At 43.8% G+C, this 17,611-nt stretch carries 10 protein-coding genes; 2 read left to right on the forward strand and 8 right to left on the reverse strand.

The window, feature by feature from the left end; translation table 11 throughout:
- Positions 1–211 precede the first annotated feature (211 nt).
- The 7 genes from QWZ17_RS19415 to QWZ17_RS19445 form a co-directional block, all read right to left on the reverse strand.
- Entirely contained in the window at positions 212–1,483 is a 1,272-nt protein-coding gene (locus QWZ17_RS19415; protein ID WP_290306961.1) for a glycoside hydrolase family 99 protein, read from the reverse strand.
- A gap of 20 nt (positions 1,484–1,503) precedes the next feature.
- Entirely contained in the window at positions 1,504–2,508 is a 1,005-nt protein-coding gene (locus tag QWZ17_RS19420; RefSeq protein ID WP_290306962.1) for a family 43 glycosylhydrolase, read from the reverse strand.
- Positions 2,509–2,510: 2 nt separating this feature from the next.
- A complete protein-coding gene (locus QWZ17_RS19425) occupies positions 2,511–3,512 on the reverse strand; it encodes a family 43 glycosylhydrolase (RefSeq protein WP_290306963.1) in 1,002 nt (333 codons plus the stop codon).
- A gap of 85 nt (positions 3,513–3,597) precedes the next feature.
- Positions 3,598–4,746 carry a hypothetical protein gene (locus QWZ17_RS19430; protein ID WP_290306964.1) on the reverse strand — a complete coding sequence of 383 codons (1,149 nt, stop codon included), beginning with the start codon at positions 4,744–4,746 and terminating at the stop codon, positions 3,598–3,600.
- Positions 4,747–4,769: 23 nt separating this feature from the next.
- Positions 4,770–5,474 (reverse strand): DUF3823 domain-containing protein, encoded by a 705-nt coding sequence (locus QWZ17_RS19435; protein ID WP_290306965.1) that lies wholly within the window; start codon positions 5,472–5,474, stop codon positions 4,770–4,772.
- 18 nt (positions 5,475–5,492) lie between these two features.
- Positions 5,493–7,316, reverse strand: a complete 1,824-nt coding sequence (locus QWZ17_RS19440) for a RagB/SusD family nutrient uptake outer membrane protein (protein WP_290306966.1) — start codon at positions 7,314–7,316, stop codon at positions 5,493–5,495.
- A 12-nt stretch (positions 7,317–7,328) separates the two neighbouring features.
- Complete coding sequence (locus QWZ17_RS19445; RefSeq protein ID WP_290306967.1) at positions 7,329–10,475, reverse strand: SusC/RagA family TonB-linked outer membrane protein; 3,147 nt, start codon at positions 10,473–10,475, stop codon at positions 7,329–7,331.
- A gap of 270 nt (positions 10,476–10,745) precedes the next feature.
- Between QWZ17_RS19445 and QWZ17_RS19450 the strand changes: the two genes are divergently transcribed.
- Together QWZ17_RS19450 and QWZ17_RS19455 are read left to right on the forward strand one after the other, a co-directional pair.
- Complete coding sequence (locus QWZ17_RS19450) at positions 10,746–10,976, forward strand: hypothetical protein (protein WP_290306968.1); 231 nt, start codon at positions 10,746–10,748, stop codon at positions 10,974–10,976.
- Between the two features lie 150 nt (positions 10,977–11,126).
- Positions 11,127–13,256 (forward strand): GH92 family glycosyl hydrolase, encoded by a 2,130-nt coding sequence (locus QWZ17_RS19455; protein ID WP_290306969.1) that lies wholly within the window; start codon positions 11,127–11,129, stop codon positions 13,254–13,256.
- A 53-nt stretch (positions 13,257–13,309) separates the two neighbouring features.
- Here QWZ17_RS19455 and QWZ17_RS19460 read toward each other — a convergent pair whose 3' ends face one another.
- Entirely contained in the window at positions 13,310–17,458 is a 4,149-nt protein-coding gene (locus QWZ17_RS19460; RefSeq protein ID WP_290306970.1) for a hybrid sensor histidine kinase/response regulator transcription factor, read from the reverse strand.
- Between the last annotated feature and the right edge of the window lie 153 nt (positions 17,459–17,611).

The following is a 17,611-nucleotide window of genomic DNA, read 5'->3' on the forward strand; positions in this document are numbered from 1 at the left end:
AAGCTAATTCAGGACACAAATCAACCTGTAAACTCATTACAGGATTAATCTAAAAACTGTAAACTTTTTTTAGGACGAGACAGATCGAAGTCGGGAGACTTCGATCAACATTAGGCAGGGGAACCCGCGAAAGAATAGCGATTTAAATAACAGCCACAAAAAAGCCACCAAATCAACTGATCTGGCGGCTTTTTTATAGCAGCTAAAAAAATTAAAGTGTCGGCTTGGTAGGGCGTGTTGCGGTAAGGGGTATTATCTTTTTGAACATTTTGGCACCGTCGCCGGTTAAGCGCAGGTAATAGTCAGATGAGCAAGCGGTACCATCCTCATTAAGCGGTACAAAACCCGATCCGGCAGGGATAAAATCCATGCTTTCGGCCGTTTTGGCTATCTGGTTACCTTCGTTATATTCATCAAACATCGATATATAAAGTCCCTGGGCGCCAACCCTGGTCATGTTGTAAAACTGACGCCACATAAAGTCGCCATGGGCACGCTGATGAGCCGATATATCGCCCGGTAATACGCAGGGTTGGTAATCAATACCATTGGCGTTACAATAAGCCTGATCGGCCTTGTTGGTGTTCACATAAAATCCATCTGATTGATTGGCATTACCAATACGACCAACCATCCAGGGCGAAATCATATTAAGCGTTTTATACGCCTTCAAAAAATCGGGCCTCGAATCGCTAACCTGGTTAAGCCAGTTGGTAGGTACGCCGCCAATTACATAACAGCCTTTGCTTTTAAACCAATTGATTACATCAATACAGGCATCGGCGGTAAAGTTGTGGTTATCATCGGCAAAACCAAAACCCCATATACACACTACGGGTTTACCGTTTTGTTTTGCATAAGCGGTTGATGAGGTGTAAGCCGACATTTTGTTGGTCCAGTCGGTTTTAAGTTCGGTTTGCATATTGGTCCAACCGCTCACATCGTACATAATGTAAAACTTAACGCCATTTTTTTCGGCGGCGGTTTTTACTTTGGCTGCCATGGCATCACGTACCGGGCCTTCTAACCCGCTTGGGTTAAAGCGCTGCAGGGCCGCGCCATCTATACCATAATCCTTCATCCATTTAAACTGCACATCAATGGTTTGATCGCTGAAGGACGAATAAACATTGGCAGGTTGCCCGTTGCCCAAATTGGCAAACTGGGTAGGAAAGGTAGTAGTATAATCGCGCACATCGGGCCATGCCGAAATCGCTTTATTGGTAGGTGAGGGCTGCTGTTCCCAGGTTTGCGACCAATGCCAGTACCTGTTAATCGGCGATCCATCGCCTATGGCGGCAAACCAACCCTGGTAACCAACTACCACTTTACCCACCACATCACCAACCGGCGATGGCGTATGTTTGGTGGTTGTATCCACAGGCGTTACCGGTGTTTGATCGCCGCCGCTGTTCTTTTTGGAGCATCCGTAGCTTGCTGCTACAACTGCTGTAATTAGTAATACATTAAATCTTGTCCTCATTGCGTTGTTTTTTGATGTATTTATTTTTTAGTGCCGTTTAAATCTGTCTGGATAATTTTGCGAATGGTGCCATCGGCGTTGTAATACAATTTGTTTACACAGATGGAGCGCAGCCAATCGTTATGTGAAAGCGAACTGTTATGATAAAAGGCATACCATTGATTTTTAAACTCAACAATAGAGCCATGATCTGTAAAGCTATCTGTTGGGTCGATGTAAACGCCTTTATACTCCCACGGGCCAAGCGGACTGTTGCTGGTGGCATAACGCATGCGGTTATACTTACCGGCTTCGTTAAAATTATCCGCATATGATAAGTAGTAAACACCGTTGCGCTTATGCACCCAGCTGGCTTCGTGAAAATCGGTAAGGCCAGTCATGGTTTTCATATCGCCGTCAAGCTCCATCATATTGTCTTTAAGCTTGCCACCTTTACAAACGTTGCCGCCACCGTAGTACAAATATGCCTGCCCGTCATCGTCAACAAATATGCAGGGGTCAATCAGCGACTCCAGCCCTTTGATATAACCTTGCGATTTAAAGCCGCTTGCAGGGCTTTTACTGGTTGCCACGCCAATTTTCCAGGTGGTGTTCCATTCGGTACCGCTTGGGTGCGGAAAGTAGAAGTAGTAGGTGCCGTTTTTGTAAGCGCAATCGGGCGCCCACATAAAGCCGCCTTCCGGGCGACCCCAATCCACATCGCTGGCTTGCAATATCTGGCCATGATCTGTCCAATGCACCATATCGTCGGTAGAAAAAACGTGGTATTTATCCATTAAATCGCAACCTCTTGGCGGGTCGATATCGTGAGATGCATAAACGTACAACCTGCCATCGGCCCAAACATGTGCCGATGGATCGGCAGTGTAAATGCTGGTGACAAACGGGTTTTTAAAACCATCACCATTGGGATCTTCAATAACTACCGGAGGAGTATCTTTTGCGTTATTGCTTTTTTTAGAACAGCTTGTCGCGGCAATCAGCAAACACACTATCAGTAACTTATGAAATGCTCTGTATTTCATAGTTATTTACCTTTAATGGGGCCGCCCGGTATAACTTTTTTGATAGTACCATCGGCATTATAATAAAGCTTATCTACACAAATGGAACGCAGCCAATCCTGGTGCGAGATGGAGCTATTGTGATAAAACGCGTACCACTGGCCTTTAAATTTTACTATAGAGCCATGGTTGGTATAGCTATCGGTAGCATCCATATAGATGCCTTTATAAGTCCAGGGGCCAAGCGGGTTGTTGCTGGTGGCGTAACACATCTGATTATGTTTCCCATTAACATCGTGGTTATTGGAGTAGGATAAATAATAGATGCCATTGCGTTTATGTACCCAGCTGGCTTCATGAAAATCTTCCAAACCTTCCATTTTGCTCATTTCGCCGTCAATCTCGGTCATGTTGGCTTTAAGCTTGCCGCCTTTGCAGGTACCGCCGCCGCCGTAGTAAAAGTACGCCTGGCCGTCATCGTCAATAAACACGCAGGGGTCAATCATCGATTCGAGGCCTTTAATATAGCCTTGTGATTTAAAGCCGCTTGCGGGACTTTTGCTGGTGGCCACGCCAATTTTCCAGGTACTGTTCCAGGCTGTACCGCTTGGATGCGGAAAATAGAAGTAGTAAGTACCGTTTTTATAAGCACAATCCGGTGCCCACATAAAGCCGCCTTCGGGGCGTCCCCATTCAACCTGGCTGGCGTTTAGGATTTCGCCATGATCTTTCCAGTGTACCATATCTGCGGTTGAATAAACGTGATAGCGGTCCATCAAATCACAGCCGCGCGCCGGGGCAATATCATGCGAAGGGTAAACATACAACCGCCCGTCTTTCCAAACATGTGCCGATGGATCGGCGGTAAACATATCGGTAACAAATGGATTGCCAACTGATGTTGCCTGCTGTTCCTGGGCAATGCCGTGTGATGAAACCATCATGGCCAGGCCTGTAATTATAATGCTAAAAAAGCGTGTTGGTTGGTCTTTCCGGTGGATATTCAATAACTGTTTGATTTTCATTGGTTTTAGTTAAAACACCAGAAAGAATAGCTTCTCCCTGGTGTTATTGTAAATTAATTGTATTGATTTTAGGGGATGTTTAACGTTATGGTTTGGCTCCAACCCGCACATCGTCAATCCCGTAAGTTTGATCGCTTGTGGCTTTTGCTGCCGACCAGAAAAACATTTTAAAATAGTTCATCGCCGTTAAATCAGGGCCACCATCGCCGGTTATTTGCCCGTCAGAGAATTTTAACTCTAAGTGGTTCCAGCCATTTTTGAGCGTTGGTATAATTTTATCCATGGCCCAGCCAATACGGTTTTTATCAGGATCGCCCGAACTGCTGAACTGTATTTGACCATCCAATTTTAGCAGGGAAACATCCTGAACATAAAACCAGAATTTTAATTCGCCTGTGGCAATGGTTTCGTTGGTATTAATCGGCGCGGCAAGGGGTTTAATAAACTGCATAAAATCATTGCCGCTTGTAATGTTGTTTTTGATATAACCGGTTCCTTCTTTTTGTCCCGATGTGGCCAGCATAGGATCGCCGGCGCTCGACCAACCATCTTTGCTATCGCAGTTATCTATTACAACATCAGCAGGCGGCGGTACGGCTGCCACCCTGATATCGTCAATGCCGTATTGCTGATCTGCAGTTGCCTTGGCCGCGCTCCAGAAGAACATCTTGAAGAAGTTCATCGCTTTTAAATCCGGACCACCGTCGCTTGTTGTTTGTCCGTCAATAAATTTAAGTTCCAGGTGGTTCCAGCCGTTTTTGAGGGTTGGGATAATTTTGTCCATGGCCCAGCCAATACGGTTTTTATCTGGGTCGCCGGAGCTGCTAAACTGTATCTGCCCATCCAACTTCAATAGCGATACATCCTGAACATAAAACCAAAACTCCAGCTCGCCTGTGGTAAGGCTTACTTTGGTATTAACCGGGGCGGGTAGGGTTTTAATAAATTGCATAAAGTCGCTTCCGGCTTTAATGCTGTTTTTGATATAGCCGGTTCCCTCTTTTTGCCCGGTTGTTGCCAATGAAGGATCACCGGCGCTCGACCAGCCATCGAGTTTATCGGCGTTGTCAATTACAACGGATGTATCAACAACCGGTGGTTTGGTGGTATCAACCGGTGGCGGTGGTTTTAAGCCAGATGTATCCCTTGATATGTATTTCTCTTTTTTACAGCTGCCGAGTGCAAAGGCTGCTATAAAGATGGAACAAACCATCATTGCTTTAATAAATTTCATTTTCCTGTTGGTTTTAGGTTAAATTATTTAGGAACATCTACCTGTATTATTTCCGAAAAATTGGAGCTATTGTAACTATCACTTAAGCGCACGCCCGCTCGCACAAAAAATGTACGGCCTTTAATGAGGTTTGGAATAGTTAGGGTGATGGCCTTATCAGCATCGCTCATATCGGTATACTCCTTGTTGATGGTGATGGCGTTTACGTCCGAAAAATCGCGGATGGATGCGCCTGCGCCCACCAGTTTGGTAGTGTTAACATAAGGCTGGATATCCTTAATAGTTGGTAGGCCTGCAGCAATAGGCGCAACAATATTAAAGGTTAACGTAAGCGTTGTACCATTTAAAGCCGTTTTAAAGTTTTTGATAACGATGTATGGCGTAACAGTAAAATCGTGCCGGGTATCTTTGCCAATTTTTACTACAACGGTATCATATATAGGCCAAAAAGCGCCACCTGTAGGGATAACCTTGTAGTTACTTTGAAAAAGCTTGCTATCCTCAAACGTACCATCAAATTTGCTTGGGATGGTTTGCGGCGTTGTCCATCCAATTTGCTGTAATTTGATGGTAACACTACCGCCCGAAGTAAGCAGATTGCCGCCTTCGGATGAAATGATGTTACCCTGGAATGAAGCATTCGGCCCATCGTAATTATCAATTTTTGTGCAGGCAGAAATTGCCATTATAGCTACGCCCGCCAAAATTATATTAATTAGTTTTTTCATATCTTAAATTTTTAAGTCTTAGTAATTAGGATTGTTAGGGAGCAAATTGGGGTTCTTGCCAATTTGGTCGCCTGGTATTCCTTCATAATAAAATTGCTTCTGAAAGGTGTATTCGCGGTTAAATAATTCTGGCTCTACCATAAAAATGTATTTGTTTTCATTAAATACATAGTAGGGCATCAGGCCTTTAAAGTGGGCACGGTCAAGTACTACATCGGCAGTGCGCCACCTTTTTAAATCCCAGTAGTACTGGTTTTCAAAAGCAAGCTCCATACGTCTTTCTTTACGTACTTTATCCAGGTCGATAGAAGCGTAAGGGGTTGCACCGGCGCGGGTCCTGATCAGGTTTACGCTGGTTAACGCATCCCCTGTGTTGCCTAATTCCATCGCTGCTTCGGCACGGTTCAGCAATATTTCGCCGTAGCGCAAGTCAATCCAAGGTTGTTCGCTGCGGTTAAGGTCAACCGCGGCCTGTGGTTTGTTGTAATCAACATATTTGCGTACGTAAAAACCGGTGCGGGTTAACTCGTCGCCGCCTGTCCACGGGCCGGTAAAGCCAATTACCTGTTTACCGTTGTACAGTGTTTTAGTATCGCCGGCAAGTATATATGAGCGTGAGTTTGGCTGTTTGGCCACTTCGGCAGCTGCTGTACCGCTAAATGACGGGTAAATGCCGCGTTGCATATCAAAGGTTAAACCTCTTAAAGTTGCGCCAGGGAAATAAACCGTAGCCAGCAATCTTGGCTCAAGGCCTTGTTGCAATTGCGCGCGGTTATCAAAACGTTTGGGTGTACCATCGGCATTGGTCACCTGTAAATCACCCCAAAGGCTAACAAAATCATAAGTCGGGTATGAGCGCGAAAGCGCGTTGGCTGTAAAATAGCGTGGCGACATAGTGGCATCCCAGCTATGAGCTGTATGGTTGGCTATGGAGTACTGTTTTATGAAAATGTTTTCGGGGCTGCCGCTTTTCAAAAACAGATCCACATAGTTTTGTACTTTATCTGAGTTGGCGTTATAAAGACTGTATTTACCATCAAGCAGTTTGGCTGCATCATAAGCGGCCTGGAAATATTTACTTGCCTGGTCTGCGGGGATACCAACCAGTCCTAATGAGCGTGCCTGGCCGTCTACAAAGTTTACCGAGCCATATTTAGCCACACAGGCAGCATACAACATGGCCCTCGATTTTAGTGCAGCGGCAACATATTTGTTTGCCCTGCCGGCATCGCTTGTTTCGGGCATCATTTTATAACCTAAATCAAGTTCGGTAGCAATAAAATCCCAGGTAGCCTGCTCTTTATCGCGGTGCACCTGCAGTTGGGATAGGGGAGCGGCGGGATCTTGTGGCGTAGTGATGATAGGTATACCACCATAACGTTTTGCCATGGCAAAATAATAGTAGGCCCTTAAAAAGTGCGCTTCGCCTAAAAGCGCGTCGACAGTAGGCTGACTTAGGGTTGAAACATGCTTAGGCAGTTCGGCAATCAGGGTGTTTACGTTCCTGATATCGCCGTATGGCCAGTAGCCAAAGCCACCTGCTATATCCATGCCACCAAAGGGGCCAACTTCCTCACCGATACATGATGCCTCGTTATAAAAGTTTTCCCAATCGTTTGATCCAGTTCTGATACCGCCGCCCGCATCGGGTCTGAATTTAAAATCCTCAATAGGCAGGTTTTGATATATAGTAGCTAAAAACGACTTAACGCCCGCTTCGCTGCTATATATAATATCGGGGGTAACTATATTGGTTGGCGGTATATCCAGCCTTTGGCAGGATGTTACCGAAACGCCAACGGTAACAGCTATTGCTATAACTAATTTGTTTATAATTTTCATGTGTAAAATGGTTTAAAAGGAAACGTTAGCTCCCACATTAAAAGTCCTGTTCATTGGGTAGGTGTAACCGCCAAGGGCTACGCCAAAGTTGCCGCCATCGGTTGGGTTTGGTCCCTGGTGCTCCGGATCGTAATTTTTAAGGCCGGTAAATGTTAGCAGGTTGTAGCTGTTTACATAAACTCTCAGCTTTTTGATCCCTATGGTTTTTAATGTTGCAGGAGATAACGAGTAACCAAACTCAAGCGTTTTTATGCGCAAATAACTGGCGTTTTGAATGGCCTTGGTGCCCTGCGCATCCGGTGATCCCATAGCCGGGTAAAAGCCGGGTACCCATTGCGTATTAGGATCAAACACGTTAGCGTTCGGATCGGCTGTGTGCCAGCTATCCAGGAAACGGGTTAACGCGCTTCGGCCATACATTAGCGGTGAGGCAAACTGCTCGCCGTATTGTACATAAACACCGGCAGCACCTGCCAAAAGCAGCGTCATGTCAAAACCTTTGTAGCTTAAGCCAATGTTAAGGCCATAATTGTACAACGGGATATCATTGGTTGCAATAGGGTGGCTGTCTTTATCATCAATAACACCGTCGTTATTCCAGTCTTTATAATAATAATCGCCGGGTACTACGTTGTTGTTGCCACCGCCGGTATTTATGCCGTAGTTATAAATTTGTTTATAGTTGGTAAATTGGCCGGCATATTCCGGTCCCCACCAAATGTTCTGGTAACGGTTTGTCTGGCTGTTTTTCCAGGCCAGGTACTCGTTGCCCGCGCCGCCTTCTAAAACTTTAATACGTTCCAACCGGGTGGTACCAATATTACCGGTAACATTTACGCCCAAAGCGCCAAAGGTATTACGGTATGATAGGCTAAAATCTAAACCTTGCACCCTGTCGCTGTTGTAATTTATTTGCGGTACATCGGCACCTACTGTACCCGGTAAGGCTACCGCGGGTGTTGCTGGTAATCCTGTCCTGTCGTTTCTGAAAACCTCAACTGTACCATCCACTTTGCCACCAAACAGTCCAAAATCCAACGCGATGTTTTTGATGGTACTTACAGACCAGGTTAACCCAGGATTCCCCAATTTGGGGGCCGATCCGTTTACGGCGCTGGCGCCAAAAATGTAGGTGTTTACGGGGTAGGTGTAGCCGTTAACGTAGTTAAAAGCCTGCGCGTTACTTTCATCGCCCACCTGGCCGTAAGATGCCCTTATTTTCAGGTTGGATAGGATACGGTCTGAAACAAGGTTACTGAAAAACTTTTCCTTGGTGATAACCCAACCCACAGAGCCACCGGGGAAGAAACCCCATTGATCGGCACCGGGTTTGTAAAGGTTGTTACCATCTCTGCGGAAGCTGAACTCTGCAAGGTATTTACCCTTGTAATCATAATTAGCCCTGCCGATGATGCTCCGGTGGGCACGATCTGATAAAGCGCCGGCATCCATCCCGCCCGACATGTTGGAGTTTTGCAACCCGCCAAACAAGTAGTTTACCGGAATTTCAATATCCCTGTAGGCATTAAAGTTATCGGCAGTTTCGTGGCTTTGCTCATAGCCAATGGTAGCATTCACATTATGATCCTGCCCAAAAGTGTGCAGGTAGCTTAATGTTAACTGGCTAAGGGTATTAAAGTGCGTGTAATAAGCACGGGTAATGCCCGATGGCGAGTTTACAAGGCTGGGGATATAAGTATTATCGGCCGCGCTGTAGGTATACAGTGAGTATGCTCTTTTGATCTGGTTAAAATCATTAACGCCGTAATCAACGTTAAATAAAGCCTTGGCAGTAAGTCCTTGTATGCCTGGGATATCGTAAGTAAAGTTTAACTGGCTGGTGATGCTTTTATTTTTACTCGTTTTAAAACCTACTTTGCTATCGTCGGTAATGATGGATGGGTTCATGTTATCGTCCATCACAGCCGGGTACAACGGGTTGTCATTGGCATAGATCTGGTGAATAGGAATCTGGTTCCAGGTGTATTTGTATACCGTCCACTCATCGGTATATGGCTGATTTTTTTGATCCATATAGGCCGATGTTAACACCTGTGCCTTTAAGCCTTTGGTTATGGTAGCCGTAACGTTGGAGCGGAAATTATACTTGTTGTAATTTAAATCGCCGGTTTTAAAAACACCATCCTGCTTTTGGTAACCAAAGTTGAAAAAGTAGCTTATTTTATCGTTGCCACCATCAATATTCAGGTTGTGCTCAATCTGGTTGGCTGTTTTCCTGAAAACCAGGCTCGACCAATCTGCCGATTTACGTGTGCCGTTCAAATACGGCTGGATATCGGCATATGAATATTGCGGCGTTACATTGGCTACAAAGTTATTGGCAAAATCGCGTTTAACTTTCTCATTGGTAAGCATCATGTAATCAACAGCGTTTACACCTTCGGGCATACCCAAAAATGTTTGGATGGAGTTGTTAACCGAATAGTTTACATTGATCTTGCCGTTTTTGCCACCTTTTTTAGTGGTAACCAAAATAGCACCGCCGGCGGCACGCATACCGTAAATTGAAGCGGCGGCGTCTTTCAGTACCGACATGTTTTCAATTTCGTTCGGGTCCATTTTGGCAATAATGGCCTGGTCGTTGCCGGCAATTACCCCATCAATAACAACCAATGGCGGCAAGCCCTGGTAGCCCCTGATGTTTAGCTTGTTGGCAAAAGATCCTGGCTCGGCAGTGGTTTGGACAACGCGTATGCCCGGTATTTTACCGGTTAGCATGTTTACAACACTCTCGTTTTTGGTGGTGATGATTTCTTTGCTTTGCAGCGTTGCAATGGAGCCGGTTACAGTGGCTCTTTTTTGTACGCCGTAGCCTACAACCACTACCTCATCAAGGCTTTTGTTAGTTGCCGTTAAAGCTATAACACCATCCTTGATATTTTTAACCGCTATTTCCTGGGTTACATAGCCTATGTATGATAATTGTAAAACGGCATCCGAGTTGGGCACTACAATCAAGAATTTGCCGCTTATATCTGTAACGGCTCCGGCTGTTGTGCCCTTAATTTTTACACTCACCCCCGGCAGTGTCGACCCATCAGTTAAGTCGATCACTTTCCCGCTGATGGAGATTTGCTGGGCTAACAAACCAAGCGGCGAAAGGAGGAGAAGTAGAAGTAAGTATTTAATTTTTTTCATATTGTCTCTCTGTTAATGGTTAGGGTTAATTGGAATTTGTTACCCTGGGTAAGGGTAATTAATGATGCGTTAATGCACCACGCTCAAGGCGGATGAAGCTTGTTGTTATACATTGGTTAATTGGTTTGGTGTACACCGTCTAAAGGGCTAAGGCTGCCCCGCAGACGTAATAATTGGTTAATAATACTGGTGTACAAAAGAAGAGGCCGGTATTAATAAAAGATAAATAATAGATTAATTACGGCTATAAAACGGGGTAAAAACAGGCTTTTGCAATATTTTTCGCAATCGATTGCGGTTTTTATGATAAATCAAGATCATTTTGCTCAAAAAAAAGTTTCGGTCGACAAATCTTGGCACATCGGTGTCGATGATTTTAGCCGGGTGGTAATAGGGGTAGCGACGTTCAGGATTGTAGGGGTTGCTGTTGCAGGTATCGGTTCATATCTTGAGGAGCAATTTGCAATAGATGGTGCCTTTACTGCAAGTAGTACAGTATGATTGTTTACAAATGTACGTTGCGTCAAAAAATATGCATAATTACATAACACCCCAAAATGTTATTATTGCTTATTTGCGCAACCGCAAAAGCGTAACATTTATCTTAAACTACTTTATCAAACCAATATACACTACCTACAATTCTATTCTATGAAGAAACATGTTCTTATTATTTCCTCGTTTTTATGTTCCATAGGCGTAACCAGGGCGCAGCAATCGCCGGTTAAATATGTAAACCCATTGCTGGGTACGGCTACGGTGTGGGATGCTAAGGACGCTGGGTTTACGCCAACGCACCGCGTTTGGGGCGCCGAGGTTTTTCCGGGTTCGTCCCTGCCTAACGCTATGGTGCAGTTAACCCCGGTAACGCAATTTCACAGTGGCTCGGGTTATCAGTATGAAGATACCGTTATTTATGGTTTTGCCCATACTAGCAAGGGGCACTGGAATTTATGTAACATTCCTTTGTTGCCTGCCACTGGCAACCTCGCGGCAGATGATTATAAGTCTGGCTACAGTCATAAAAATGAATCGGCACATCCGGGGTATTACCAGGTTTATCTGAACCGCTATGGCATTAACGCCGAATTAACATCAACCCTGCGTTGCGCTTTTCATAAATACACCTTTAAACCCGGTGAAAGCAAAAAGCTGATAGCGGACCTGGGTATGGCTAATGAAAGGGTACATAGCTGGAACATTAGCCAGGAGGGCAAAAACGTTTTCACCGGATTTCAGCAATGCGGCGAGAAAATGTATTTCTACGCTGTTGCCAATCATGAGATTAAAAAAATAGATTCTTTGAAAAAAGACGCTAAGATTGTTCCGGTGGTAAATTTTACGGATGAGGCCAAACCGCTGGAAATTCAGATAGGTTTTTCATTTGTGAGCGTAAAAAACGCGAAGGAAAACCTGGAAAAAGAAATGCTGGGCAAAAGTTTCACCCAGGTTAGGACCGAGGCTACCGAAACATGGACTAAGCTTTTATCAAAAATTACCGTTACCGGTGGTACCGAAAGACAAAAAGGGATATTTTATTCTTGCTTATACCGCTCGTTCCTTTGGCCTGCCTTGCGCAGCGATATTAACGGCGATTTTACCGATCAAAGCGGCAACGTGGTAAACAAGGGGTTCAATTATTATACCGAACCATCCCTTTGGGACGATTATCGCAATAAGCTGATTTTGTTAGGCCTGGTATCGCCAAAGGTTACTGCCGATGTAATTCAGTCGTTAATTGATAAAGGGGCCAGGAGCGGCTTTATGCCCACATTTTTCCATGGTGATCACGCATCGGTATTTATAGCCGGCTCATACCTGCGCGGGTTGCGGGGATTTGATGTAAAAACCGCTTATGCCATGATGTTAAAGAACGCTACTGTTGAAGGCACCCGCAAATATGTTGATGAGTACAATACCAAAGGTTACATAGCCGAGCTTGATGTGCCTAAACCAGTTACCGAAACGGTAACCAAAGCCGCGGTAACCAAAACATTGGAGTATGCTTATGATGATTATGCCGTTGCGCAGCTTGCCAAAGCGCTTGATGATACCGCCAACTATAAAATGCTGATGAAGCGCACCTGCAATTTCAAAAACGTATTTGACGCGTCTACCGGTTTTATGCGGGGCAGGCTGGCAGATGGAAGCTGGGTTAAAAATTTTGATCCATATTATCCTTACTATGAATATATGTACCGTGAAGCCAACGCATGGCAGTCGTCTTTTTTTGCTCCGCATGATGTGAAAGGCCTCATTGGCTTGTATAAGAGCAATAACGCTTTTGAAAAAAAACTCGATTCATTGTTTAGCATTCCCTGGAAAGGATACGAGGTTTATAATATCTCGGGCTTTATAGGGCAGTACACCCAGGGCAACCAGCCAGATCATAGTTACCCCTTTCTGTATTATTTTGTTGGCAAACAGCAAAAATCGCAGGTGCTGCTGGATAGCATCATGAACCATTTTTACGATATGGGTAAAGATAAACTGGCGTACGCGGGTATGGATGATGCCGGCGAAATGTCGTCATGGTATGTGTTTAATGCCATGGGCTTTTATCCATTCTCTCCGGCCGATCCTAAGTACATTGTATCGGTACCGCTGTTTGATAAGGTGGAATTTACCTTGGATAACAATAAAAAGTTTACCATCCTCAAGAAAAACTCAGGGAAAAAGATAAGTTCTATCAATTACGACGGGGCCAAAATTAGCGACTATTATATAACCGATAAGGCGCTGAAGGAAGGCAAAGAGTTGTTGATTAGTACAACAAAATAGCAGGTTAAAAATAGATTAGTGGCAGCACTGTTATTAATTAACAAGCGCTGCCACTAATTTTTTTTAAGAGATTGCATAAACTGCATCGGCGATTTTCCGTATTCCTTTTTAAACGCTCTTGAAAAGTTTGAATTGCTTTGCAAGCCAATCCTATCGGCTACTTCGTTCATGGCAATATCCTCATGAGTCATAATCTGGATGGCTTTTTTGAGCCTGATGGTGCGTATAAAATCGCCTACCGACTGATCTGAAATGCTCTTTATTTTTTGATAAAGCTTGGTACGGCTCAAATACAGGTGTTTGCATAAAAAATCGACGTCAAGATCAGGGTCCTGCATATTGGTTTCAATCAGCGTTACCAGTTTCAGGAAAAACTCTTTATCTTTTTCGGAGTGAACCAATTCCGTAGCGTCTGCCAGGTAATCTTTGGTATGCCGTTGTTTTAGCTTTTCGCTTTGCTCAAATATATTGTTAACGGTTAGCAGTAAAAGATCAACACTCAAAGGTTTGGCAAAGTAAAAATCCGCTCCCGATTCCATGCCCTCAATTTTGGTATCTAAGGCGTCTTTGGCCGATAGGATGATAAAAGGAATATGGCTGGTTTCAAATGTATCTTTCACCAGCCTGCAAAGTTCAATACCATTCATACCCGGCATCATTACATCGCTGATAATCATATCCGGCACCTTGGCTATAGCTATTTCAATTCCCGCGTTTCCGTCTTCCGCTTCATAAATGGTATAATAGTTTTCAAACGCTTTTTTCAAAAAGGTACGCAACTCCTGGTTGTCCTCAACCAGTAAAATATGTTTGCGGTTTTTTGAAGTTTGCTGTGCGCCGTTATCATCCTGGTTGGGTAGGGGGAGTAGTATGGCATTATCAATAACCTCAAGCTGTGTTTCCACTTCCGTGCGCGATGCGCCTTTTTCGGCTTCATTGTAATTTTCTTCTCCCCATGGTATGCCAATAATAATTTCGGTGCCCTGATAGCGCTCGCTGTAAACATAAATATCGCCTTTATGTAGTTGGGTAAGGCTTTTAACCAGCGCCAGGCCCACACCTGAGCCTAAATGATTTTTGCTGATGCGGTAATAGCGGTCAAAAATACGGGTGATGGATTCGCCGGAGATGCCTATGCCGGTATCCGCTACACGGAAATAGATGTATCTTTTTGCACGATGATCGTTGTTTAGCAGTTCAAAGCCTGTATTAAAGGCGGGCGTAAACTTATCCATGTCAAAAAAGATATCAAACGATACCTTGCCGCCGGTATTGGTGTATTTAAAAGCGTTATTTAAAAGGTTAAAAAGAATTTTTTCCAATACCTGCACATCAAAATAGCCAGTTACAGGCTGGGTTTGGTTAACGGTATGGTCGGTCATTTCAAAGCTGATACCTTTATTAACCGATAGGTTTTGAAACTCCCATGCCATATCTTTGCAAAACTGGTTCACACCCAGGGGCTGTACCTGTAGCTTAATAATACTATCCGCTACCTTTTTAAAGTTCATCAATTCGCTGATGAGGTTAATAAGCCGTTTGGCATTCCTGAACATTAACTGGTAGGAGTAATCAAGCGCCGGGTTTTTGTTTTGGCTGATGAGGCTTTCAAGCGGACCAAGTATCAGCGTTAGCGGCGTCCGGAACTCGTGCGATACGTTGGTAAAAAACATGAGTTGCTGCTGGTACAGGTCCTCGCGTTGTTTGTGCATTTCCTCGCGTTTCTTTTCATTAATGCCGCTTACTTCAATTTCTCTTTTTAAACGGTACCACCGGGCCTGGTAAATGTAAATACCGGTAAGGGCCGAGAGAATGAGCAATAGGTAAATTGCTTTGGCAAAGCCCGATTTCCACCACGGCGGGGTAATAATTATGGCGGTTTCGGCACGATGTTTACTCCAGATACCGTCATTGTTGGTGGCTTCTACAATAAACTGGTAGCTACTATAGTCGAGGTTACTGTAGGCGGCGCTGGGGTTTTTGCCATCGGTATATTTCCAGTCTTTATCGTACCTGGTAAGTTTATACCGGTACTTACACTTTAAGGGATTGGCAAAATGCATCGACGAAAAAAAGATAACGAAATTGTTTTGCAGGTGATTGAGCGTTAGTTTTTCATTATGCCCTATGGTTTGGGAGATGGCATTTGCCATGGAGTCGGGGTTGCCGTAAACAGGTTTTTGGTTGTTGATCAAAATATCGGTTAATACCGGCCGGGCTTCAATTTTATTTGACCTGATCTGGTCGGGATAAAAATAATTGAGCCCGTTGATACCCCCAAAATACAGCCTTCCGTCTGCACCTTTAAAAGATGAGCCCACTTTAAAGCTATTGCCTTGTAGGCCATCATTTTTATCGTAACGGATTAATTTCTCTGTTAAAGGATCAAAATATTCTAACCCGTTGCCACCCATCCAGATGTTGCCGGCGTTGTCAATCTCCATGCTTTCCACATCATTAAAAACACCATAAGCGCCCATGTATGATTTGATGGAATAATCGTCGCTGTTAGGTTTCAGCGTAAGCTTGTCAAGCCCGCCACCAATAGTACCTATCCAATAAGTATTATCGTTTTGCTTGCAAATAGGATAGGTATAATCAGAACTTAAAGAATTGGCATTGGCCGATGCCCGGTAAGTAAAGCTTTTAGTTACGTTGCCTTCTTTATCTATCAATAGTCTTTTTAAGCCATGCGTGCTTGAAATTAACAGTTGTGGCTTATTGGTATCGGCAAAAATGAAAAAACCTTCGCCGTAATATTTTACATGATAATAATTTTTATCGTCGGGCCATATTACGCCAAACTTATCCTGGTGATTGCCAAACCAGATGTTTCCGTAATAATCCTTAGTAAAAGTATCTATCACATAACCCGGAAACTGATCATAACCAGGGGGGCGCCAAAGTTCCTGGCCATTAGATTTTAAAATTTCGATACCATGAGCGCTACCGATCCACAAATTATGATCGTTATCAAACGTTAAAGCGGAGATCACATCATTCTTCAGCCTTACCGGCGAATTATAGGTGTTATAAAAAGTAAACTTTTGAGTTTTTAAATTATACCGATTAAGCCCATTTGCGGTAGTGCCTATCCAAATTTCATCGCCATTGGCTATTACCGACCGGATATGATTACCAGCTAAAGAGTTTCCGTCTTCGGGGTTATGTTGTAAGGTGTAGAAAAGCTTTTCGTTTAAATCGCAATAGTTTAAGCCGCCGCCAAAAGTGCCTGCCCATAAACAACACGAACGGTCGATGAATATTTTTGATATCGAATTTGAATTTAAACTCCTCTGCGAGCTTTTATTATTTACTAACTGCACAAAGTTAAGGCCCACATTTAATCTTATTAAATTTAAGCCTGTACTTAACCAATAATCAGAACTGCCCGCCTCGGTAATGTTTCTTATTTCCCGGTTATCGGCGGTAGTATACGCTTTAATAAAGGTAAATGAGCCTGTAGGGGTGTTATTTTCTGCCGCGCTTTCCCGGCCCAGCAGAAATAATTTATTACCCGCGGCCAGCAGTAAATTATTCCTGTTATCAAAATAAACGCGACTTAAGTTTTGGCTGGGCAGCGCGTTTATAACCACGTTTTTAAATTGATGGTTTTTATCAAGCGTCCAAAGCCCCTTGTTACTGGTAAGGTAAATAAGGCCATTTTTATCGGTTACCATATCAGAAAAACTTAGTCCTTGTGGTACTCGCAGTTTTTGAATGGTTATGGTGTGGCCTTTAATGAGGTACACGATAACACGATCGCCCGTAAAACCATATAGCAGGTTGCCAGCCGGCTTGTAAATTTTTTGTAACATGGGGGCGTACTTGTTACCGGCTTCATCAAAATCGGTATATTTTTCTAACCGCGGATCAAAATATTGCAGACCATCTTCGGTACCAAGCCATATGTTACCCTCGTCATCAGGGTAAATACATCTTATCCTGTTTTTAAAGGCGTTGTTGAGTGGAGTATTGCTGTTGTAATATTTTTTTATGGTGTATCCATCAAACCTATCCAGTCCAAAAAAAGTAGCTACCCAAATATAGCCTTGTTTATCCTGGGCAATGTCGTTGGCATCGGTGTGCGATAAGCCATCATCAACCGTAAGGTAGTTGAATTTATAAGGGTATGCTTGTGCAAGGGTTTTGTATGGTGAGAAGCAGCAAATTAAAATAAAGAACAGGATTCTTATAACCATATTTCTATCTTTTACGCACAGGTTTTGCCTAATCATGTATACTACTGTTTTTGTGTTAAATTTTAAAAGTTCATTTTTTTTCTGGCCTGCATGAAAAGGGTTTCCCAGGTTGATAATTGGGTTTGTTTAAACAGCCAAATTAAGGTGTTTACC

Source organism: Mucilaginibacter flavus, from assembly GCF_030409315.1.
In the GTDB taxonomy this organism is placed as follows: domain Bacteria; phylum Bacteroidota; class Bacteroidia; order Sphingobacteriales; family Sphingobacteriaceae; genus Mucilaginibacter; species Mucilaginibacter flavus.

Bases quoted from the DNA above. Each gene is read 5' to 3' on its own strand.
- QWZ17_RS19415 (WP_290306961.1), bottom strand. From the start codon at position 1,483: ATGAGGACAAGATTTAATGTATTACTAATTACAGCAGTTGTAGCAGCA.
- QWZ17_RS19420 (WP_290306962.1), bottom strand. From the start codon at position 2,508: ATGAAATACAGAGCATTTCATAAGTTACTGATAGTGTGTTTGCTGATT.
- QWZ17_RS19425 (WP_290306963.1), bottom strand. From the start codon at position 3,512: ATGAAAATCAAACAGTTATTGAATATCCACCGGAAAGACCAACCAACA.
- QWZ17_RS19430 (WP_290306964.1), bottom strand. From the start codon at position 4,746: ATGAAATTTATTAAAGCAATGATGGTTTGTTCCATCTTTATAGCAGCC.
- QWZ17_RS19435 (WP_290306965.1), bottom strand. From the start codon at position 5,474: ATGAAAAAACTAATTAATATAATTTTGGCGGGCGTAGCTATAATGGCA.
- QWZ17_RS19440 (WP_290306966.1), bottom strand. From the start codon at position 7,316: ATGAAAATTATAAACAAATTAGTTATAGCAATAGCTGTTACCGTTGGC.
- QWZ17_RS19445 (WP_290306967.1), bottom strand. From the start codon at position 10,475: ATGAAAAAAATTAAATACTTACTTCTACTTCTCCTCCTTTCGCCGCTT.
- QWZ17_RS19455 (WP_290306969.1), top strand. From the start codon at position 11,127: ATGAAGAAACATGTTCTTATTATTTCCTCGTTTTTATGTTCCATAGGC.
- QWZ17_RS19460 (WP_290306970.1), bottom strand. From the start codon at position 17,458: ATGGTTATAAGAATCCTGTTCTTTATTTTAATTTGCTGCTTCTCACCA.